This window comes from Roseimaritima multifibrata (assembly GCF_007741495.1).
GTDB lineage: Bacteria > Planctomycetota > Planctomycetia > Pirellulales > Pirellulaceae > Roseimaritima > Roseimaritima multifibrata.
Map to the genome: position 1 here is coordinate 1,206,094 of NZ_CP036262.1, position 21,648 is coordinate 1,227,741.

Sequence of the window (21,648 nt, forward strand, 5' to 3'; positions counted from 1 at the left end):
TCGGGTCGCCGCTGCTGTCGATCTGGCCAACCGGCGAGCTAAATCGCCGCGAAGCTGTCCGGATTCCAGCATCGCCATTTAATAACCAAGGGACATGATGTTACACGCTGTTATTATGGCTGGCGGAAGCGGAACTCGCTTTTGGCCTGCCAGTCGTCGCGATACCCCGAAACAACTTTTGAAGCTGTCTGGCGATCGTACGATGATCCAGGCGACGGCGGACCGGTTGGGGGATCTGGTTCCCGATCAACGCAAGATGGTCGTCACCAATGCGGCTCTCGTCGCTGCGGTTCGGCAGCAGTTGCCCGACCTTCCGGTCGAGTCGATCGTCGGGGAGCCTTGTAAGCGTGATACCGCTCCCTGTATCGGTTTGGCCGCGACCCTGATCGCCGCCAAGGATCCGGATGCGACCATGTTGGTAATGCCGGCGGATCATGTGATCACCAGCGATGCGGATTTCCAAAAGGCGGTTCTCGCGGGGGAGGCTTTGTTGGACGAGGATCCGACCCGGATTGTGACCTTTGGGATTGAACCGTCCTATCCGGCGGAATCTTTTGGCTATATCGAACGGGGCGAAACGCTCGGGAAGGCGGATTCGGCAGCCTATCGAGTTACCCGATTTCGCGAAAAACCGGATGCCGCGACCGCTCAGCAGTATCTGGCTGCAGGGACGTTCTACTGGAACAGCGGGATCTTTATGTGGCGTTGTTCCACGATTCTGGAGGCGTTGCAAAAACAGATGCCCGAGATGATGGAAAAACTGGAAAACATTGGTCAGGCGGCTGGGGAATCGAATTTTTCGGAGGTTCTAGAGCGAGAGTTTGCGGCCATCGAAGGCAAATCGATCGATTACGCCGTCATGGAGGATTACCCCAATATTGTCGTCCTTGAAGCTCCCTTTCGCTGGGACGATGTCGGCAGTTGGCAGTCTTTGGCCCGTATGAATCCTCCCGATGCGGATGGAAATACGGTCCTTGCTAATCACCTGGGGATCGATACTCGGCAAACAATCGTTTTTGGTGATACCGACCACCTAATCGTGACGATCGATATCGAGGACCTGATCGTGGTCCACACTCCCGGGGCGACTTTGGTTGCCCCGAAATCGTCTGAAGAACGCGTCCGTGAAGTGGTCAAGCGATTAACGGAAGAGGGTCGTGAGAGTCGTTTGTGAGAAAATGGGCATAAAATTGCTCTTTCGGAGCGCTGCCTTAGTTGTCACAATCGCCGGCTACCCCTATCTTCACGGGTTCAAATAACCACATATTCCCCCAGTCTCCACTGCTTGGCATTCCCCTAGGGGGCTGTTTTGCTGCTGAAGACCGAGCATTGATATTGAATATTAGGAGTTTTCCACAATGACAATGGACAGCAGCCTGAAAGTTCAGGCCGGAGCGATTAAGACTCGCAACGTTTTGACCCGTGCAGAACGTATTACGCGATTGAAAGAATTGGACCGCTGGAATGAAGACGACAGCGTCGTCGGCATGCCCAAGGTTCGCGTCGTGAAAGTCTCGCTGAAGAAGAAGAAGAAAGTGAAGAAAGAAGAGACCGACGACAAAAAGAAGAAGAAGTAGGCTCGAAATCGAATGGAAGGACCTCCGTTTTGGGTGGCCTCCGTTCGTCTTTCACTCTTTTTTTCTTGAACCAGGGTTGGTCATGAGCGTTGTGGACACGGATTGCCCAAAACCGGGTGCTGGCTCGGCTCCTGCTAAAGGGGAGCTGGATCCCGTTCAGCAAGATGCGACCGGCCAGGCCGATCCATTGCGACTTCCGCTGCCTGAGGCGACTCAGCCGCTGCAGCTGATGTGGCGGTATGTCATCGTGTTGTCGTTGGTGCATCTAGTCGCTCTGATGGTTTTCGTCCCCTGGTTTTTCAGTTGGTCGGGAGTGGTTTTGGCAATCGCCGGGCATTTTGTGTTCGGCATGTTAGGGGTGACGATCGGTTACCACCGGCTGCTAACGCATCGCGGCTTCGAGTGTCCTAAATGGCTGGAGCATACGTTCGCCATTTTGGGAATGTGCAATTTGCAGGACAGCCCTGCTCGTTGGGTCGCGATCCATCGCCTGCACCACCAGCACAGTGATCATCAACCCGATCCGCATTCGCCACTGGCCAGTTTCTTGTGGTCTCATGTCGGCTGGGTCGTCTATCGTCATCGCGACCTGGATCGCACGTCTCGCTACGAACGTTATGTCCGCGACCTGTTGCGAGATCCGTTCTACCTGCGTCTGGAAAAGAAGGACGGTTGGTTCTTCGTTTTCGCTGCACATGCTCTGTTGATCGTAGGTGCGGGAGCTCTGTATGGATGGTTTTCGGGTGGGAGTGGGCAAGCCGCTTTCCAGATGGCGGCCAGTTGGGCTGTCTGGGCGGTCGCCGCACGAACCGTGTTTGTTTTGCACGGGACCTGGGCTGTTAACTCTTTGACGCATGTCTTTGGGTATCGAAATTACGAAACCCGTGACGAAAGTCGCAACAATTGGTTGGTTGCATTGTCAAGTCACGGTGAAGGCTGGCACAATAATCATCACGCACAACCACGCTCGGCGGCTCATGGCCACCACTGGTGGGAATTTGATATGTCTTGGTGGGTGATTCGCGGGATGGAAATGGTAGGGCTGGCCACTAAAGTTGTACGTCCCAAACCTGTTGCCGACCCCGATACCTGATGCCTTCGGATCCGGATCAGCTCCTCTTCCGCTTGTGCTAAGTCAAAACTAATACTTGGGGATAAATGGATGATCCTGTTCCTGCAGCAAGCTTTTCGTTTGGTTCTTGCGGAAGTATCCGGCATGTCCCGGTTCTTCCCCCTTCTGAAAAACGGCCTCCCGCGATTCGGGGTTGTGGCCAGTTCCGCGACGATGCTCGCGTTGGTTCTTGGCTTTGCCGGGTGTTCTGATCCCGGGAAAAGTGCAAACAAAGAGGGTCTGCAGCCGGTCGTGATTCAGTTGAATTGGTACCCGGAGGCCGAGCATGGCGGTGCCTATGCTGCCCTGGTCGATGGATCCTATGAAGCGGCCGGCTACGATGTTGAAATCCGCTCCGGAGGTCCAGCGACCCCGGTTGCCGCCGACCTAGCCAGTGGCCGTTGTCAGTTCGCTTTTGCAAACGCCGATGACGTGGTCCTTTATCGCCAACAGGGCGTTGATGTGGTCGCGGTTTTGGCCGCCATGCAGAACCATCCACGCTGCATTCTGGTGCGGGCCGATTCCGGAATCACCAGTCTTGATGACCTGAAAGGGCTAACCCTTCAGCGTCAGCCTGGCAAGCCTTTTCTGGAATTCATGCGGCAACGCGGATTGTTGGACGGAGTTCAGGAAGTACCTTATCTCGGTTCGGTATCGGCCCTGGTGGCGTCGAAGGATATCGCGATCCAGGCCTATTCATTTGCCGAACCGCTGCTCGCCGAACAGCAAGGAGTCGACGTAACGCCATTGATGGTCAGCGAGCTTGGCTGGAACCCTTACAGCAGCGTCTTGCTGACCACGGGGGAACTGATTCGTGACAATCCGACGTTGGTTCGAGATGTGGTGCAAGCGACTCAGCAAGGTTGGCGTACCTATCTAACCAGCCCCTCGGCGGCGAACGAGAAAATTCTTGCTGCGAATCACCATGGAATGACCGCTGAAGTGCTTGATTTCGGAGTCAAGCAACTGCCAGGACTGGCGATGCCTGACGGGGCAACCATTGAAAGTGTTGGAGGGATGTCTCTCTCGCGTTGGAAAACTTTAGTCGAGCAAATGACCAAACTAGGCATCGTCGACCCCGAGAATGTAAAAGCTGAAGATTGCTTTGACGCTCAGTTTTTGCTTCCTTAGCGTTTGCTACTCATAAGTTTCCCGCTTCAACGATAGACACCGGTGACACAGACCACTCTCCAACGCATTTTTCTGGGCTGGGATCAGCCTCTTCTGCAAGCATCCGTCAACTATTTGCACAAGCGATATGGTTCCAGCAAAAGTTGGGATCTGTCGGCGACGACGTTGGTCGTTCCGACTTCGCGTTCGCGTCGGCAGTTGATTGCGTTGCTTAAACAGCACGCCGCTACGGAGCAGCTGGATTTGCAGCCGCCTCGGATTCTGACCGTCGGAACGCTGCCGGAACAGCTCTACCAGCCCGCGGGCGAACTTGCTTTAGAACTGGAGCAGACACTTGCCTGGACTCAGGTTCTGTTGGCGACCGACCCCCAGCGTCTGAAGGCGTTGCTGCCCACTATTCCGCCGCATGACCCGATTGCGCCGTGGGTCGAACTTGCCGCTTCGCTACGCCGCTTGCATGACACGCTGGCCGCTGACAATTTGCGATTTGCCGACGTCATTGCGTTTATTGAAACCGCTGCCGAAAAAGATCGCTGGCAATTACTGGATGAATTGTTGGATGCATATCGAGGCCAATTGAAGGCAGCCGGGCGGCTGGACCCTGCGGCGGCCAGGCAGACGGCGATCGAAACGGGCGGCTGTGGGACCGATCGTCAGATTATTTTGATTGGTGCTGCCGACCTGAGCGGTGTTCTTTGCAAAATGTTGGACACCGTTGCTTCTAAGGTGACTTCGCTGGTCGGGGCAGCCGAATCCGATCAGGTTTTGTTCGACCGCTACGGACGGGTCGAACCGCAAGAGTGGGCGATGCGTGACCTGCCTTGGCGGGACGAGCAACTTTTGCAGGCCGATGATGCCAGCGATCAGTCGGCCGTGATGGCAAACCAGGTTCTAAAACTGCAGCAGACCTTTAGGCCGGATCAGATCACCGTTGGGGTCACCGACGATTCTTTGGTCACCTTTGTCGAAACCGAACTGGAACAGTGCAACCTTGCCACACATCGCGAGCAAGGTTGGCCACTATCGCAAACGGCTCCGGGCCGGTTCCTGCGTTTGCTGTCGATGTTACGGACGCGGATGGACTGGAATTCTTTGGCGGCACTGGTCAGGCACTCGGATGTTTACGATTGGCTGGACCGGCAGCTGTCGGCGGAAAACGAAGAATCGGGCCTTCCGAAAACGCGTCGCGATCTTCCCTGGTTGACTCAACTGGATCACTTTTTAGGAAACCACTATCCGACAAAGTTGGATGTGGCGATTCCGGCGGTTGCGTTGGACGATTACCCCGTCCTGCCTGCGCTGCTGCAACGCGTCACGGATTGGCTGGCTCCGTTGCTCGCGCCACCGAAGTCGTTGGCCAAATGGTCGCAATCCCTGCTGCGTGTGATCGACGCGATTTATCCGCCCGTCGAAGAGTTCTCCGAAAGCGATACATCGGATTCCGGTGAATTTGGTGCGGATGAAACCGATGCCGTTCCTGGTGAAGACATTGGAGTCCAGCGGACTCAGTTTGCGATCGACCGGATGCACGTGATGTTGGAGCGGTTGGAAACGCTCAGCGATGTCTTAGACGTTCCGGTCCCCGCGGCGGTGGCGATGGAGATGCTGCTGGGTAGGTTGGCCGAAGCACCGATTGTGCTTGCATCCTCCCCCGAGAAAATCGAAATTTTGGGGTGGTTGGAACTTGCCTTGGATGATTCCGAAGGCTTGGTGGTCGTCGGGCTGAATCATCCTTATGTGCCGGAAAGTATCACGGCGGACCCGTTTCTTCCGGGCAGTCTGCGGTCTCGGTTGAACATGGCCGACAATGAACGTCGTTTTGCCCGAGACGCCTATGCGTTGCACAGTATTCTAAGCACCCGTCCCGATACCCGATTTATCGTCGGTCGCCGCGGTCCCGACGGCAGTCCAACGCCGCCCAGTCGTTTGCTTTCGGCGGCATCGGGGGCGGATCTTGCTCGCCGAATCATGCAGTTACTCTCTGCCGCTGATTCTCCGCGTGTGATGCCCCCTTCTTCCTCTGGGGAAATCAGCAAGACATCGCTGCCGATTCCTGTTGCGGGCAAAGCCGACATCAAGGTCATGAGTGTGACCGCTTTTAGTGCCTACTTGGCCTGCCCGTTTCGGTTCTATTTGCGACACGTTTTGGGACTCCGTCCTCAAGACGATCAGTCCCGTGAATTGCAGGCCAACCAGTTCGGCGACTTGGTTCACGGAGCACTCGAGGATTTTGGCGACAATGAAGATCATCGCCAGGCGACCAAGGCAAGCGAAATCGAAGAACTGCTGCTTCAGTATTTGTATGCCTATGCCAAAAAGCGATTTGGGGAAGATCCTGCTGCCGCAGTGCAGGTGCAAATCCATCAGGCGGAGCGACGCTTAAAAGTGGTTGCGTCCCGTCAAGCGGAACGGCGTGCGGAAGGCTGGGAGATTCGCTACGCGGAAGCTTCCGTCGATCCGAAACCTGCGGCGGACGGAAGCCCAGGTGCCGGGATCCAGATCGGCGATCGCCGGATGGGGCTGAAAGGTCGTTTTGACCGTATCGATTACCATCCGCAAACCGGTCAGTGGGCGATCCTTGATTACAAAACGCATGGGCACCTACCGCGTAAAAAGCATATCGATTCAACCAGTGGTGAATGGGTTGATTTGCAGTTGCCGCTGTATCGTTTGATGACCGAGTACATCGAAGGGGTCGACGCTCCAGCGGATCAGATTCAGTTGGGGTATTTCAATATTGCTGACCAAGCGGATGCAACCGGCATTCATCTGGCCGATTTTACAGAAACCGAATTTGAAGCGGCGGAGAAACTTGTGAAGTCATGTATCGAGCGAATTTGGGATAACGATTTTGCCCCGAGTCCCGATCCGGTTCCGTTTGATGACTATGCAATGATTTGTCAAACAGGATTGGCAGCAACTCTGCTCGATTCCTTCTCCCTGCCAAGTGTTGAGGAGGTGAGTCAATGAACGATCCTTCTTCACAGCAAATCCAGTTTGATTTTGACAGTGGCCCAGCGGAAAAAGCCCCCGCGTGGGACTTGCCATCCTACGCGATTCCCGAGCAAACGCTCCCGGCCCTGTTGGTCCGGGCCTCGGCAGGAACAGGAAAAACTTACCGTCTGACGGGCCGACTGCTGCATTTGCTGTTGCAGGGGGCTCCGATCGAAAGCCTGCTTGCTACGACGTTCACCCGGAAAGCCGCGGGTGAAATTCTAGAGCGTCTGTTGTCGACTTTGGCGTCCGCGGCCGATGATCGTACGGATAAATCGTTGCTGGCGTTGCAGCAGCAGATCGGGCGAACCGACGTGACGCGGCAGCAATGCACGCGACTGTTGCATGCGATCATTCGAGAAATTCACCGCTTGCGTATCGGGACCTTGGACAGCCTGTTTTCGCAGTTGGCGCGTTCCTTTCCCTTTGAGCTTGGCTTGCCACCAGGCTGGCGATTGACGGACGAGAACGAGGAACGTTGGCTTCGCAGTCGAGCAATCCATGCGATGTTATCGGAATCCGATTTGGCGGAAGTTACCTCGCTATTGGCGATGCTAACCAAGGGCGAAATCAAGCGTTCCATCGCCCGTGAAATTGAAATGGTGATTGTCGATACGTATGCCGTGGCGCGTGGTTGTTCGCTCGCTGCGTGGGAGAAACTGCAGACGCCGTCCGCCCCAGAGAATCAAACGCTCACCGAATCAGCGGGCTTGTTGTTAACCGCCCAAGTCGGACACAAATCCGCCGATAAGCAATTGCATGCGATCGGTGAATTGATGGAAAGCCGTGAAATCGCCGAATTGGCTGGCAAACCGCTGCCCGCCACCGTCAAAGGGTTGGTGGAACGGGATGAACCGGTCACCTATTACAAACGGGATTTGCCCGAATCGATTGTCAGTGCGCTTCTGGCAGCCTATGACTGGAGTCGTTCGCATACGCTGGGGTTGCTCTCAGAGCAATCGCAGGCGACCGGGCGTATCCTGCAAGATTATGACCATCATATCCATGCGTTAAAACAATCGACTCGAGCCCTTGCGTTTGATGACGTGGCACAGCGATTGTCGGAATGGATCGACAAAGAAGACCTCGCGACGATTGCCTATCGGTTGGATGGTGCGATTGAACATGTGCTGTTGGATGAATTCCAAGATACCTCTCCACAGCAGTGGAAAGTCCTCCGTCCGTTGGCTTATCGAGCGGCCCTTGAATCTCAAAAACAACTCGCTTCTCCGGACGATAAACGACTGAAAAATGGGCGTCCGGTCGCTCCGACTTTTTTCTGTGTCGGAGATACCAAGCAGGCGATTTACAGTTGGCGTGGCGGGGTCGCGGCGATCTTTGATTCGGTCGCCGAGCAGATCCCCGGAGTCACGCAAGATGAAATGTCGATCAGCTACCGCAGTAGCCCGGTCATTACCGATGCCGTGACTCAGATTTTTCAAAATCTGTCTCGACATCCGCTCTGTCAAAACGCTGGCAGTATTGCCTCGGATCCTGCCGACGCATCCGCTTACGAAGCCGATGCGATTCAGCGTTTTAATAATGCCTTTCCGGATCACGAATCCGCGGGTAAATCATTGCCCGGTTACGTCTGCCTGCAGACCGGTCCGGAACACGATGGTCCAGCCGACGAGAAGTCAATCGTTTTGCAGTCCTATGTGGCGGCAAAGGTTGCGGAACTTGCCGAGAGTATGCCAGGCCGTTCGATTGGGATCCTGACGCGCAAGAACGCGACGGTCGCTCGGTTGATTTATTTGCTTCGTGCCCGCGGCGTTGAAGTCAGTCAGGAAGGGGGGAACCCTCTTGTCGATTCCGGTTCGGTTGAACTGCTTCTTTCGGCATTGATGTTGTCGGAGCACCCGGGGGATGGACGTTGGTGGTACCACGTTCGCAATTCACCACTTGCCCAGCACGAGGTTTTTCGGCCGCACGCGGAGGCTGCCGAAAAATTGGCTGCTGGCAATCCAAATCCACAGGATTGGTCTCACCAGGCCAGCATCGCCCTGACCGCACAACAAGCCGGTTCATCGGTACGCCGATGGATCGAGCATCGCGGGTTGGTGGTCGCACTTCGTGAATTAGCGAAACCGATTGCGGAAGTTTCCGAGGCATCCGATCAGTTGCGGATGCGGCAGTTGCTGCAGTTGGCCCAGCAGTTTGAACGCAACCCGCAGCCACGCCTGAGCGATTTTGTCGACCAGGTTCGCCAACAACGCGTTGAACGCCCGCAACCAGCTCAGGTTCGTGTGATGACGGTTCATCAAGCGAAAGGGCTGGAATTTGATGCGGTCGTATTGCCGGAACTGGAATACGCGTTGGGGGCGAGTGGCGTCCGCTGCGTCGCTCGACGTCCTTCGCCGACGGATCCTCCGGAAGCGATGTTGCGGTACTTGGGGAAAGCCTCTTGGCGATTGCTGCCCGAAGCATGGCAGCGAGCCTTTGGAGCAATGGCTGCAGGAAGTGTCACCGAAACGTTGTGCTTGCTGTATGTGTCGGTAACCCGGCCGCGGCATGGGTTGTACATGTTTGTGGCCCCGACCCCCAGCCGGACTGCGACGTCTCAAGCAAATGCTAAAATGTTGCTTTACAACGCTTTGCAGTGCGATGCCAAGCCAGCCGATGGCGAAACCGTTTGGTTTGAAACCGGGGACCCTCTCTGGTATCAGACGGATCCGGCCGGTTCCGAAGACAAGTGATTCACTTGTCACCGGTTACGACGTTCTGTGTTCGCTCTCTTACAGTTTCTTTCTTTCAGCTTAGTACCTTGCGGTGAAAAAATTCATTCATGCGGCGGATTTGCATTTGGACAGTCCGCTCCAGCGCCTTGAGCAATACGAGGGAGCTCCGGTCGAACAGATTCGTGGAGCATCGCGACGTGCCCTTGAGAATCTGGTTGCGCTGGCGCTGAAAGAAGAAGTCGATCTGGTGGTTATCGCCGGTGATTTGTACGACGGGGATTGGCAGGAATTTAACACCGGCCTCTTTTTTGTGACTCAGGTCAGTCGTTTGATCAAAGCGGGGATCCCCGTGGTAGCGATCAGTGGTAATCATGACGCTGCCAGTCAAATGACCAAGTCGCTTCCACTGCCAAAAAATCCGGACGGCAGTGAAATCATGCTTAGCAGCCGGCAAGCCGAATCGCGGCGTTTTCTCGATCTGGGGATCGTCGTCCATGGCCGTTCGTTTGGGAAACGTTCCGAAACGGAGAACATGATTCCAGGATACCCGCCTGCAGATGCGGGGATGTTCAACATTGGCCTGCTGCATACCAGCCTTACCGGGGCGGAAGGGCATGATAATTATGCACCTTGTACGCCAGCACAATTAGCCGACAAAGAATATGACTACTGGGCACTCGGGCACGTGCACACCCGTTCGGAACAGCATGACGTAACCGATCCGGCGGCCGCACCGATTTTGTTTTCGGGCAATATCCAAGGCCGACACCCGCGGGAAACCGGTGCTAAAGGTTGTGTCGTGGTCGAGATCGACGAACAGGGAAAACCGACAACAAAGTTCGAGGCCCTGGACGTTGTTCGCTGGGAAGTTTGTGAATTAGATGCCGCTGAATGCGAAACCGAAGACGAACTGTATGACCTGTATGCCGATTGGTTGCAGGCGGCGATGGAACAAGCCGAACACCGGATTTTGGTCCATCGGATTCGGGTGACCGGAGCTTCAGCACTGCATGAAATTCTAAATTCGAATCGAATCGATTTTGAAAACAATCTTCGTGCTCACGCGATTAGCGTTGCCAACGAGCAGACGTGGATCGAACAGGTCCGAATCAAAACCCGTCCTAAGTTAGAATCGGAACTCGATTTTGATCCCGCCGGCCCACTGGGCTGCCTGGAAGCGGTGCTGTCCGAAATGGAGCAATTGACGGATTTAGAATTGTTCGAAGAAGCGCTGCAGACGTTGCAGCGAAAATTGCCCGCAGAACTGACCGCTGCGAATGTGGAACCGCTTGATCTGTTGGCGCCGGAATCGCTGCAGGAATGGGTTGCCGCCGCACGCCCCCTATTACATCATCATTTGAAACAGCAAGAGGATTCGTAATGCGATTGGAACGTTTAGACCTATTGGCCTTTGGTGGGTTTACCGATCGCAGTTTGGATCTGTCCGCTGGCCCTCATCGTTTGCATTTGATCTTTGGACCCAATGAATCGGGGAAGTCCACAACGCTCCGTGCGATCACGGGGCTGTTGTATGGGATCGAATCGCGAACTCAAGATAACTTTCTGCATAGCAATGCGAAAATTCGCGTTGGCGGTCACATTGTCGACGATCAAAATGGATCGCTGGAATTCGTCCGTAGGAAAGGGAATCGCAATACGCTTCTCAATCCGGATGGAAGTGCTCAAGACGAAGCCAATCTGGCTCGTTTTTTGACCGCGATCGATAAAGAAATCTTCGAGCGGCAATTTGGCTTGAATCATCCGCGATTGAATGAAGGGGGCCAATCGATCAGCCAAGGGGAAGGCGACCTGGGCGAAATCTTGTTCGCTGCTGGAGCGGGTTTGGGACAGCTGACAAATATTCAGCAGATCCTGAAGAAAAAGCAGAGCGACTTGTTTCTCCGCTCGGGCGCAAATCCTGCGATCAATAAAAATCTTGAACGTCTGAAACAGGCCAGACGGGAAATGAAAGAGGCGCTGCTGAAACCGGCGGACTACGTTCAGCGGGTTCAGGCGTACGAACAACTGGCTGCCGAAACCAAGGAATTGCGCGAACAAGTTCAGAAACGCAAAACAAGGTTGGATCGCGACCGTCGCCGTTTAGAAGCTTTGCCACTTGTTGCCCGCCGCGCCATCCTTTGTGAAGAACTGAAGGGGTGTGAAGGCATCCCGATCCTCTCCAAAGATTTTGCGGAGCGGCATCGTGCTGCGGACCGCAAACGGATGCTCGTTGAAGAACAACGGCAGCGGATCGAGAATGGCTTGAAGGATCTGCAAACCGAGTGGGACGCGATCTCCTCGGATGAAAATGCGCTCCGCCATGGGCAGCAGATCACGTCTTTGTACGAGCGATTGGAGTCTTGGAAAAAGACCTTGCGGAAATTGCCGGACATTGGTGCTGAAATCGATTCTCTGCAGCGGCAGATTGCGAACGATCTAAAGCGGATCAATCATGACGCCGCGACGGTCGATATGGAATCGCTTGAAATTCCAGTTGCTCGGCGGGAAGCGATCCAGAACCTTTTCAATCAGTACGGCGGATTGAACGAGAAGGTAAGTTCCGCGGAACGGACATTAAAAGAACTGCAACAGCAGGCCGAAGAGGCCGAGCGGAGTGAACGGGGCAGCGCCCCGCCGACCGACCCGCAGGCTTTGGCGGTTGTTCTGGAACAAATTGGACAACCACAGCTCCTTCTCGATCAACTGCGAACGGCCGAAAAGAATTGCAACAAGCGATTGCAACGCGCGGAAAGCGAATTGCAGAAGCTGGATGGATTTCAAGGGACTTTGACCGAAGTCTTTGAACTGCGAATCCCGTCCGCTGCGAAAATTGCTGAAGAGACCAAGCTGCTTGAAAAGCTTGCTAAAAACTTGCAGCATTCGATCGATCAAATCCACGCCGGTGAAGAAAAACTGACCGAGATCACCGACAAACTGGCCGCCGCCCGTGGCAAGCAGTCGCTCCCTAGCGAAGCCGATTTGGCCAAGTTGCGTCAGGTTCGCGATGATCAGTTGCAGGGGCTTGGACTGAAGCAGGACGGCTCGGGTGGAGAGTGGGCGATTCTTGGGAAAGCGATCGCAGACGCCGATGCCTGTGTCGATATCTTGCGCAGTGAAGTCCAACGCGTCGAACGCAGGGCGCAATTGGAGCACGAGCAAGGTGTGCTGCAAACGCAATTGGAAAACTTGGCAGAAGCTAGGCAGGAAGCCGATGCTGCGTACAACGAGGCTTGGCGGCAATGGTTGGACCTTTGGCAACAGCATGGGATCCGTGCGGATCAGCCCGCGGTTATGAAAGATTGGGTAGCCGCCTTTGATCGTTTGCAGCAGATGCACGGCGAGCTTGATGACGCTCAGCTGGCCGTTCGCGAAGCGAAACAGTCGGTCGCTCTGGCCGTCAATCGATTGCAAACAGCGTTGCGGTTTGCAGAAGTCCCAGCCGGTTCCGGACTGCCAGAGGGAACACATACAGAACAAGATCTAGCGCCGTCCGAAGATGATCGCCCCTTGTTGGACGTGCTTGAATCGCCGCATGAAGAATGGCTGGGTGATGGCGAAGAACCGGTTCATCAATCCAGCTCTCCCGAACCGCCGCTGGAACATCCGCAAGATCTGATCTGGCTGTACACGACCGCGAAGCATCAGCTGGAGCAGCAGCGTGCCCGGTTCTCTGATTTTCAGCAACAGGCACAAGCACGGCAATTATTGAAAAGCCAATTGCCTCGTGCGGAACGTCATTTGGAAGAGTGCAATGCGGAAATGCAAATTTGGCGAACGCACTGGAAAGAGGCCACCAGTTACCTCAATCAGTCGGCTGATCTGCACCCCGATAGTATTAATCGGATCATCCACGATATCGATGCAGTCCTTCGGCTAAATGAAGATCGTGCTCGTTTAGAACAGCAGCGAGACAGCATTCAGCGGGAATCGGATCTGTTTGTCAATGAAGTCCAAGACCTTTTGGATCTGATGGAATTGCCTGCGGACGAAGATCCCGCGAAGTCCGTTCTGCAGTTGTGGCAGGAATTAAATGCCCAGCAAACGAACCACCAGCAACGTGCTTCATTGCGGAAACAATTGGAGCAATCGGAGCAACAAAAATCGCAGATGCAGGTCGACTGGGAATCGGCAGAGACCGAATTGAAGATTTTGATCAAAGAGGCTGGCTGTGAGCGAGCTGATGACTTGAGTGCCGTCGAGCAACAGGCCCTGAAACGGGATCAGTTGGTGTTGGAACGGACCAGCCTTGATTCGCATCTACAAACATTGGCGGGGTCGGGAGACTTGGCAGCGTTTGTTGAAATGGTGGAAACGACGGACGCCAGCGAGCTGCAAGATCAGGTAACCAGCGAACAGGCCGAGTTGGCTGAGATCGATGAACGATTGACCGAGCAGTTGCAAAGGCTAGGTCAGCGTCGCAGCGGCGTCGAAGCGATGGACGGTCGAGGTGCCGCGGCGCAGGCCCAGCAGGAGCTTCAAGATAGTTTGGCGAAGATTCGACGGGACGCAATGGATTACGCAACGCTTCGCGTCGCGGACATCGCGCTGCAACAGGCGATCGAACGCTATCGAGAAACGAATCAGGGGCCTGTTTTAGCGCGCGCGGAAAGTTTGTTCGCTCGTCTGACGCTTAATGACTACAGCGGATTGCGAGCCGATTTTGACGAACGCGGCCGGCCGGTGCTGGTAGGGCTGCGAGGTTCGGATATGGTCCCCGTGACTGCGATGAGCGACGGGACGGCCGATGCGCTTTATCTGTCGCTTCGCTTGGCGAGCCTTGAATCGCACTTAAAACGTCGCGGACCATTTCCATTGGTCTTGGATGATATTCTGATTCAGTTTGACGATGGACGTTCGGCAGCCGCTTTAAAGATTTTGGCAGAGCTAAGTCAGCAGACGCAGGTGTTGTTTTTCACGCATCACCAGCATCTGTTAGATCTAGCGAAGGAGACTTTGCAGTCAAACGAATACCATTCGCATGCGTTGTAACTGCAAGCGAGTCGTTTGATTGGCCGTGCCAGCGTCCCCCTGCCTTCTCCCCGCGGTACCACCCCTCATCGATCGCAATCGATGAGGTGCGTGCTGCCACGTCCACGCACTATCACCCACGTCCGCTATCGCCTGAGCGGAGGCTTGGCGTCCGACCAAGTTGTCGTCATTGAGCATTTTTTTGGGGGGGGCAGCAATCGCCGTTTTTTGTGTGAGCGGTACAGTAAGTCCTATTTAAATGCGAGTCATCGATGTAACTGTCGATTCGCCAATTACCAGGGGACTTAAAGATCTGTGCACGAGCGATTGGCGTCGTCGAACCCAAATTTTCGATGCAAAGCGGTGTGCGATAAAAAAGGGATGTTACTTGCAAGGCAAAAGACGCAGAGGTTGCTGAATGCATTTGCTGATTCATCTCCGAGGCGATTTAATCGCTAGCCATCGCAATTAGAAGCTTGCTCCAGTCCGATTTAGCAGTGAGAATAGAGGCATGGTGGTGGAGTGAAGTGGTGAGAATAAGTCTCCCACCGCCAAAAATCGTCACCGCATACAGATTTGTTCACACCGCCGAACCACCAAGAATCCTCCCCAAAACCATTTATTCCTACCCGGTACGTCCGGTAAGGATGAGTGTTATCCGACTCATCTGAATGGCAGCCAAATGAATAGACATCGTTACCTAGCAAGAACGCTCCTTATTGCAGTCGCTGTTATTGTTGCATATTTCCCGCTTGCGAAACTGTATCACCTGTGGTTTACGAGCGAGTACTCCTCGTACTACGTGACATCATTATTAGCGTCGGAGATTCACAACGGTGATTCAGTTGATGAAGTTGCGACGCACTTTGCATCTCAGCGATTTTTGACCGCTTCGGAAATAGATGTCATGAAGGATATCCCAGATACATTTGGAGGAACCGAGCGTCCGATGGAAGATGGCGACACATACTATTGCTTCTCAACTTACAGTGGCGAGAGCATCTTTGCGCAATTCCGAGATGGTCGCCTTGTTGGGCTTCCAAACGAGTGCTACGAAGACTTGCCCCTGCTTGCAGAAATCAATGGATTTTCGCTGCCAAACCCAATTTTCCGGTTCGGGTTTTGGCCACTTTACCTTATTGGCATTATTTGCATTTGGCTGTTCCTTGTGTCGCGTTGCTGGATTCGCCGACCAGGCAGCAGCGGCCAATCGCTCGCGGTATAGTTACGCGGATAACCATGGCATTCACACGGAGCGGGGCTTGCGGCCGTTTTGAAATAGAAGACTTTACTCTCCCCGCCCGGTGATGCCTGGCGTTACCCGACTGAATCATGAACGATGACCTGTCGCCACGCGAGAAGAAGTGGTCTGACCTTTATCTCCGCTCCGAAAAGCTGCACCGCGCGAAGCAACTCGGCATGGAATACCCACGCGTACAAGGGCATCACCAAATCGAACAACATGCTGTAAACGTCCTGTTCATCTGCTCAAAGAACCGCTGGCGCAGCCCAACCGCAGAGAAGATGTACACTGACCACGACCTGATTCGGGTTCGCTCGGCTGGCACCAGCCGGTCCGCAAATCGCGTTGTGCGGTCCGGAGACCTCAAATGGGCGGACGTTGTGATCGCCATGGAACCGAAGCATGTTTCACGTCTGCGAGCCGACTTCCCTGGCGAGACGCGATACTTGGACATCCACTGCGCTGACATCCCAGACGACTACCGGTTCATGGACCCGGAGCTACAGAGCCTCATCGCTGATGCGGTCGCCCGTATTCTCCCGGACCACGCAAGCAACGGATAACCATCGCATTCATACGGAGCCGGGCTTAGGCGATTTCACGAATGGACACTCAACTTTCCCGGCCCGGTGATACGGGTCGTTATCCGACTCGGATTCTCATGAGTGACACAGTCGAACCCGAGGTGCACTTAGAAGCCAGTCGCTGGCGTTTCTTTATCACGACGGCCTGGTCGAGTTTGTCTATTGGGATTCTGGTCTATCTGCTTACGATGTGGTTAAACGTTCCGTATGGATGGGCTGTTTTTCTCGTTGTGTTGCGTGCATTTCTCTGGGCTGCAACCATCGACATTCGCAACCTGGACGTGCGGGTTGATGCAAACAGTTTGACGGGGCCAGGTATGCTCTTTTCCTCGAGTTCCAGCACGTTGTTGTTGCCGAATATTGACGGCGATAACGTGTTTGAATTGCTCGGCGTTTTCTCCGTGGAGGATTCGGATGGGAATGAGATAATGGGACACTACAGCTACTATTCTCGTGCGGATCGCGAATTCCTTCGTGAATTTATTCAGCGTCTTCGCTAAACTTTACAACTCTTGCAGGGAATCTGCGGATAACCATCGAATCCACCGAAGTCGGGATTGCGAGGTTTTCCAAATGAACAATCAACTTTCCCGACTCGGTGATGCGGGTCGTTCTTGCCGGCTGGCGCGCCTTCAAGCTGGCAATCAATGCTCCCGGTGATCGATCGGTTCTTTCGGCTCAGCGTCCCTTGCAGCTTTCGTGGTAGCCTAAGGCTGTAGGCAGCCATTGTTCGCATCTGGCTAAAGCAACCTGGCGCATCCATTCGCGAAATTAGCGTTATTAGCGGGCAATGTTGCGCGCATGTTTTTGCCCGCGAATGACGCTAATCTACGCGAATGATGGGGCTCGTGATGCGCGGTCGACCTTGATGCGTGTTGTCGCTGCTTCGCGACTCGATGTCGATTTTTGTTGCTCGGCTCCGGTTCGGCCAGTAATGGGGATTTGATTACCGATCCAATCTTCGACCACGATCGGCGCGATGTATATCGTCTCTCGATCGAATACTTTGCCGAGGCATTGGCGTTTGTAAATCACCCAGCGGATTGTATTGTCACGCCAGCGACCAGTGGCTGCGTGCAGCTCAATCGATCCCGCTCAACTTCGCCGAAGGCAACGGAAAATCCCGGCGCACGGATCGTGCGTGATTCCTCGACATTGCATGTGGTTCGGCGTTGGAATATGCGGCAATTCAGGAGATGCTACTGACGACGAAAGGGCTCAAGGTTCAGGACGATGCCGCGGTGAAGGCATTGCTGCACCGGATTGTCTCGATGCTGACTTGAATGGCGATGAAATTTGGCGGTGTCGCCGAAGAGGTCGCGGAGTATGATGCTGCGGTCGATTACGATTGCGATTGGGGAGACCCGCCGGAACCATGTGGTGTTCGTGCGGCGGCAACGGTTTCTCGTGAACGCAACGTCCTGAATCGCCGCCGTGTGACCACTTACGTTCCGTCACTTCCATGCAACTATCTGAAAACGCTTCAATGGCCAATCTGCCCAAACAGCGCATTCTAGATTCACGGCTGACACAAATTAGTCATTCGCATCCAACCAAACCTGAGTTTGTACTTAAAGGAATTGGCCCCGCCGAATTCCGATCTCACTACCTCCGACTTGAATCTGGTGTGGTCCTTGATCTTTTCACTGCCGAACTAACTGTCGCAACCAGCGATGAAATGGTCTGCGCTGGAGAAACGGATGGCATCCCGGTGGACGCCCTAATTGGTAGAACCGTAACCGGCGTTTGGAATGACGACACCGGTTCCTGTATCGTGGTCCTGGACCATGAGATTTATCTGAAGGATTCGAACGACGGTGCGTACGGTAACCCGCTGCGTGCCGGCTTGATCGTCAATGACTATACTGAAGACCAGCGGTTAGAGTTCACTGACTATTGGACCGAAGAGCCGTTGGAATAGGACGCAACCATCGATTGCAACGAAGGCCGCGCGTCAGCCGATTTAAATTGGTCAATCCATTACACGGCCTCCCTGAACCGAACCGTTATCCGCCTGAACCCATCATACGTGCCCAGCATCCTGAATGTCCCAAGCGATGTCTGACAACGAACATTGCGCCATAACCGTTTTTCACGTCGACCCGTTCACTGGGATTTTGCTTGAGCCCACGCCTCCCTTCGAACGCTACAACACTGTTCCGAATCGAAACTGTGTCAATTTCGATACCGCATCCGACGCTATCAAGTATTGCCGGGAAACAGTCGCTTCCCATCCACATGTCCAGTGTGTCGTTAACGGACTTCCGGTTGGCACACCATGCGAGTTTGGAGACCCCGCGTGGGTCGAGGGTGAGTCGAAGCGTCGGATGGAACAAAACAGACTGATTGCCGACGACTTGGAACGCCGCCATCGCCGGGATCGCTTGTGGCTTACGGGATTCATCATCGCTGTTCTAATTGGTGTGGTACTGTTCGTGCTAACCCGATCGGGAGGGTGACTAGTAAGTTGCACTGGAGCGGAAGGTCAGTTGCCGCCGCGGAGTGAGTTTTAACGTTTTGCTGTCCGTGTTTGCTCTGGTCGATTGCAGGCTTGTTGGGCGTTCTTCGCTCTTGCTTAGGCTGTTCCCGAGACTCATCGGCTTCTGATCTTCCTGCCCCCATTTTCCTGCCCATTTGCTCGGCAGGAGTTGGCAAGAAGATGGGGGCAATAAAATTCTAATAATGGTCGAATTGTTGCTCGATCTCTCTTTGGCCAGGGTGCTAAGGGCTCTGGATCCAGGCCGCTTGACCAGTCGTCCGCCACGCATGTTCAGTGCAATGCCCATGTGACGACCAACGTTCTTGCAGGCTAACGTACCGTCCACGCTGGTACTCCATGCTCTTGGTGGTCGATCGGTTCTTTTGATCCGGCGTTTGCGCATCGGTTGTGGTAGGCGAAGGCTACGTGGCAGTCATTGTTCGTTTCTGGCTAGGGTAACCTGGCGCATCCATTCGCGAAATTAGCGTTATTAGCGGGCAATGTTGCTCACATGTTTTTGCCCGCGAATGACGCTAATCTGCGCGAATGATATTGCTTGTGATGCGCGGTCGACCTTGATGCGTGTTGTCGCTGCTTCGCGACTCGATGTCGATTTTCGTTGCTCGGCTCCGGTTCGGCCAATCGGTTGCGATCTACATGTCGATGTTCCTGTTTGCGGTTTGTATCGATCTCTGCTTGCGACCGTTCGTCAGGTTCCTTAAGCGTATCTGTCGATGCTCTCGCGTATCACGGTCTGCGGATCAGGTCGACGGTTCCGCGACTTCCGGTAACGATCTCGCAACAACGCAGCTTAAGGTCGCGCTCGATGCGATGCGAGAAGGTGAGGAGGTTCTGTCTAAATCCTATGCGGCACGACGCTGCTCATTGGATGATTTCGTCCGTGCGAAATCACTTCGAATCCAGACCGAAATCGCGCTGTTTCGACATGAGGCAATGCCAAGGCCTTGGGAAGAAGTTTGTGGAAAATCTCTGTCATCAACATGATTGTGAGGGGATGCACCGATCCGCAGTTGAACCGGCGAACCACGAACTCCATAGAAAATCGCCATGACGTGCTGGACACTGGATCCTCGTTAGGGCGAACCCCGTCAATTTGAACCTTCGACTGAATCTTCGGATCGAACGCATGATTGGGAATCACTCTGAAGGCGTTATCGTGACCGCAGTTTATCGTCATTGCGGTATTGTGGGGCTTCGTTGGTTTGGTCGGGTTTACTTCCCGCTTTTACTCGGTTGCCTAGTCACGCTTGGTATCGCCGTCGTGTGGGCAACACCTTTTCTCCCATCGCCACAACGAGTCGTGACACAAGTTGCGTCGGGTGCACTATTGCTTGTGGGCGTATTTCTCGTCTGCCGTATGTGGGCCGCATTTCAGCGTGAATTGTCTAACCTGGACGGATTGCTGCATCATTCCATTGACGATATTGCTGGCGAGGACGGATCTATTTGTTTCCTTGGCTTCAAGGTGATACCATGCACTCAGGGCCTCGCGTTCTCACGATCTGCCTTGGTACGCACAGCGGTGAACAGCCTGCGTATGCATCGGAGACCGCGAATTTTGTTACTTGGTCGTAGGTAACATTGCCACCGTTTCCGCTGATGCGAACCGTTCTGTCATTACTCTTTTTGAGGAAGCGACATGCGCCTGCTCTCATTACTTATCGTTGTTTTGGTGCTGACTCCTGTGTTTGGGCAGGATGAGGAAGTGCGTTCTGTCGTAGAGTCTACGCCGCAAAAAACGGACTCGCCGCAGGTCGCTCCAATCGCTCTTTGGAACGTTGCACCACTTTCGGCGTCCGAAAATCAGCTGGTTGGCGAGTGGAAACAAACGATCTTACCTACGAACGAAGAGGGCCCAACGTGCACATTCTCGTCAGACCGCGCATTCCGTTCTGACTCAGGGATTGCGGGGCGATGGCATGTCCGTGACGAACTGCTACACATTCAATACTGGACAGACAAGCAGTCTCTTTTGCCGTATGCCGACCTTTTACGACGCTGGCACGCTCCCGCGGATACCTGGAAAATTACGTTTAGCGATGAAGGCAACCGGGTTGAACTGGCTCCACCAAACAAAGCGATTGAGGCTGTATTCACGCGTTTAAAGGATAAGAGCAAACGCAGTGTCGCTGACCAGTCGCAAGCTCCACGCTGAGTGCGACGAAGACAGAAAGCCAGGGGCTGGCAATGCATTGACGTATGGCTTGGGTGGTTTTGTGAATGGAAGATTAATTGTCCGTCCTCGGTGACGGGAGATGTTCGCCGACTGGAATCGACTTGCTATACAGATGATGGACACTAAAACCGTAAATCCATACGATCCTACATCGCTTCCGGACGATGTATTGACTTCTGGATTGACTCGCTTGCAAACCTCTCTCGTTACAATTCTTGCGATAGTGTTGCTTTTGCGAGGCGGTTTCATGCTCTTCTCGTGGGTGATGCAACTGTCTTCCGGCTTCACCATTGATTCTCATTTCTACGCGGCGACCTTTGCCAAAGATCAGATTTACGGGCTTTCCGCGTTCATTGGCGGGTTGATGCTATTGCCCCGGCACAAGTCCGGTTGGTGGTTCGCGTTGATTCATTGGTGCTGGTACGTCGCTTACGAAATCTGTGTTGTCTCCGCTGCTGCGGCACTCGGTTGGCGCATTCCCCTGCATGCCTACCCTCCAACGCTATACCGCGTCATGGGGTTCACCGCGTTTCTTGCGATTTGCGGGCTTTCTATTCTGCTTTGGCGACCCGTTGCCACTGCCTGCCATGCGCCAGTATCCAAGCGGTACTTGGCGGTAACGGCGGTAATGATCTCTTCCGTGGCGCTGGCGTTCGCCGTAAACTGGTGGATGTCACAACGCTGAT

16 protein-coding genes are annotated in these 21,648 nt (G+C 54.2%); all 16 read left to right on the forward strand.

Going from position 1 to position 21,648, the window contains the following annotated elements:
• Positions 1–97: 97 nt before the first annotated feature.
• The 16 genes from FF011L_RS04515 (at position 98) to FF011L_RS04590 (ending at position 21,647) form a co-directional block, all read left to right on the forward strand.
• A complete protein-coding gene (locus FF011L_RS04515) occupies positions 98–1,174 on the forward strand; it encodes a mannose-1-phosphate guanylyltransferase (RefSeq protein ID WP_145350496.1) in 1,077 nt (358 codons plus the stop codon).
• A 184-nt stretch (positions 1,175–1,358) separates the two neighbouring features.
• Positions 1,359–1,577 carry a small basic protein gene (locus FF011L_RS04520; protein ID WP_145350498.1) on the forward strand — a complete coding sequence of 73 codons (219 nt, stop codon included), beginning with the start codon at positions 1,359–1,361 and terminating at the stop codon, positions 1,575–1,577.
• 82 nt (positions 1,578–1,659) lie between these two features.
• Positions 1,660–2,670 carry an acyl-CoA desaturase gene (locus tag FF011L_RS04525; protein ID WP_145350500.1) on the forward strand — a complete coding sequence of 337 codons (1,011 nt, stop codon included), beginning with the start codon at positions 1,660–1,662 and terminating at the stop codon, positions 2,668–2,670.
• A gap of 123 nt (positions 2,671–2,793) precedes the next feature.
• Complete coding sequence (locus tag FF011L_RS04530; protein ID WP_246109738.1) at positions 2,794–3,819, forward strand: ABC transporter substrate-binding protein; 1,026 nt, start codon at positions 2,794–2,796, stop codon at positions 3,817–3,819.
• 42 nt (positions 3,820–3,861) lie between these two features.
• Positions 3,862–6,789 carry a PD-(D/E)XK nuclease family protein gene (locus tag FF011L_RS04535; RefSeq protein ID WP_145350504.1) on the forward strand — a complete coding sequence of 976 codons (2,928 nt, stop codon included), beginning with the start codon at positions 3,862–3,864 and terminating at the stop codon, positions 6,787–6,789.
• Positions 6,786–9,509 (forward strand): UvrD-helicase domain-containing protein, encoded by a 2,724-nt coding sequence (locus FF011L_RS04540; RefSeq protein ID WP_145350506.1) that lies wholly within the window; start codon positions 6,786–6,788, stop codon positions 9,507–9,509. Before FF011L_RS04535 ends, FF011L_RS04540 begins: the two co-directional genes overlap by 4 nt.
• 73 nt (positions 9,510–9,582) lie before the next feature.
• Positions 9,583–10,872, forward strand: coding sequence for a metallophosphoesterase family protein (locus tag FF011L_RS04545; RefSeq protein ID WP_145350508.1), 1,290 nt, complete (start codon positions 9,583–9,585; stop codon positions 10,870–10,872).
• Positions 10,872–14,480, forward strand: coding sequence for a YhaN family protein (locus FF011L_RS04550; protein ID WP_218933007.1), 3,609 nt, complete (start codon positions 10,872–10,874; stop codon positions 14,478–14,480). The genes FF011L_RS04545 and FF011L_RS04550 overlap by 1 nt, the downstream gene beginning before the upstream one ends.
• Before the next feature lie 661 nt (positions 14,481–15,141).
• Positions 15,142–15,684 carry a hypothetical protein gene (locus tag FF011L_RS04555; protein ID WP_145350511.1) on the forward strand — a complete coding sequence of 181 codons (543 nt, stop codon included), beginning with the start codon at positions 15,142–15,144 and terminating at the stop codon, positions 15,682–15,684.
• A 107-nt stretch (positions 15,685–15,791) separates the two neighbouring features.
• Positions 15,792–16,265 (forward strand): low molecular weight protein tyrosine phosphatase family protein, encoded by a 474-nt coding sequence (locus tag FF011L_RS04560; RefSeq protein ID WP_218933008.1) that lies wholly within the window; start codon positions 15,792–15,794, stop codon positions 16,263–16,265.
• Positions 16,266–16,363: 98 nt separating this feature from the next.
• Positions 16,364–16,786 (forward strand): hypothetical protein, encoded by a 423-nt coding sequence (locus FF011L_RS04565; protein ID WP_145350513.1) that lies wholly within the window; start codon positions 16,364–16,366, stop codon positions 16,784–16,786.
• Positions 16,787–17,329: 543 nt separating this feature from the next.
• Positions 17,330–17,431 carry a four helix bundle protein gene (locus FF011L_RS26750; RefSeq protein ID WP_246109739.1) on the forward strand — a complete coding sequence of 34 codons (102 nt, stop codon included), beginning with the start codon at positions 17,330–17,332 and terminating at the stop codon, positions 17,429–17,431.
• A gap of 138 nt (positions 17,432–17,569) precedes the next feature.
• Complete coding sequence (locus FF011L_RS04575) at positions 17,570–17,803, forward strand: hypothetical protein (RefSeq protein WP_145350515.1); 234 nt, start codon at positions 17,570–17,572, stop codon at positions 17,801–17,803.
• Entirely contained in the window at positions 17,773–18,207 is a 435-nt protein-coding gene (locus FF011L_RS04580; protein ID WP_145350517.1) for a hypothetical protein, read from the forward strand. The genes FF011L_RS04575 and FF011L_RS04580 overlap by 31 nt, the downstream gene beginning before the upstream one ends.
• A gap of 2,218 nt (positions 18,208–20,425) precedes the next feature.
• A complete protein-coding gene (locus FF011L_RS04585; protein WP_145350519.1) occupies positions 20,426–20,941 on the forward strand; it encodes a hypothetical protein in 516 nt (171 codons plus the stop codon).
• A 268-nt stretch (positions 20,942–21,209) separates the two neighbouring features.
• Positions 21,210–21,647: a hypothetical protein gene (locus FF011L_RS04590; protein WP_145350521.1), complete on the forward strand. Its 438-nt coding sequence runs from the start codon at positions 21,210–21,212 to the stop codon at positions 21,645–21,647.
• Position 21,648: the final 1 nt, after the last annotated feature.

Bases quoted from the DNA above. Each gene is read 5' to 3' on its own strand.
- FF011L_RS04585 (WP_145350519.1), top strand. From the start codon at position 20,426: ATGCGCCTGCTCTCATTACTTATCGTTGTTTTGGTGCTGACTCCTGTG.
- FF011L_RS04555 (WP_145350511.1), top strand. From the start codon at position 15,142: ATGAATAGACATCGTTACCTAGCAAGAACGCTCCTTATTGCAGTCGCT.
- FF011L_RS04525 (WP_145350500.1), top strand. From the start codon at position 1,660: ATGAGCGTTGTGGACACGGATTGCCCAAAACCGGGTGCTGGCTCGGCT.
- FF011L_RS04515 (WP_145350496.1), top strand. From the start codon at position 98: ATGTTACACGCTGTTATTATGGCTGGCGGAAGCGGAACTCGCTTTTGG.
- FF011L_RS04560 (WP_218933008.1), top strand. From the start codon at position 15,792: ATGAACGATGACCTGTCGCCACGCGAGAAGAAGTGGTCTGACCTTTAT.
- FF011L_RS04590 (WP_145350521.1), top strand. From the start codon at position 21,210: ATGCTCTTCTCGTGGGTGATGCAACTGTCTTCCGGCTTCACCATTGAT.
- FF011L_RS04575 (WP_145350515.1), top strand. From the start codon at position 17,570: ATGGCGATGAAATTTGGCGGTGTCGCCGAAGAGGTCGCGGAGTATGAT.
- FF011L_RS04530 (WP_246109738.1), top strand. From the start codon at position 2,794: ATGTCCCGGTTCTTCCCCCTTCTGAAAAACGGCCTCCCGCGATTCGGG.
- FF011L_RS04550 (WP_218933007.1), top strand. From the start codon at position 10,872: ATGCGATTGGAACGTTTAGACCTATTGGCCTTTGGTGGGTTTACCGAT.
- FF011L_RS04580 (WP_145350517.1), top strand. From the start codon at position 17,773: ATGGCCAATCTGCCCAAACAGCGCATTCTAGATTCACGGCTGACACAA.
- FF011L_RS04565 (WP_145350513.1), top strand. From the start codon at position 16,364: ATGAGTGACACAGTCGAACCCGAGGTGCACTTAGAAGCCAGTCGCTGG.
- FF011L_RS04540 (WP_145350506.1), top strand. From the start codon at position 6,786: ATGAACGATCCTTCTTCACAGCAAATCCAGTTTGATTTTGACAGTGGC.
- FF011L_RS04520 (WP_145350498.1), top strand. From the start codon at position 1,359: ATGACAATGGACAGCAGCCTGAAAGTTCAGGCCGGAGCGATTAAGACT.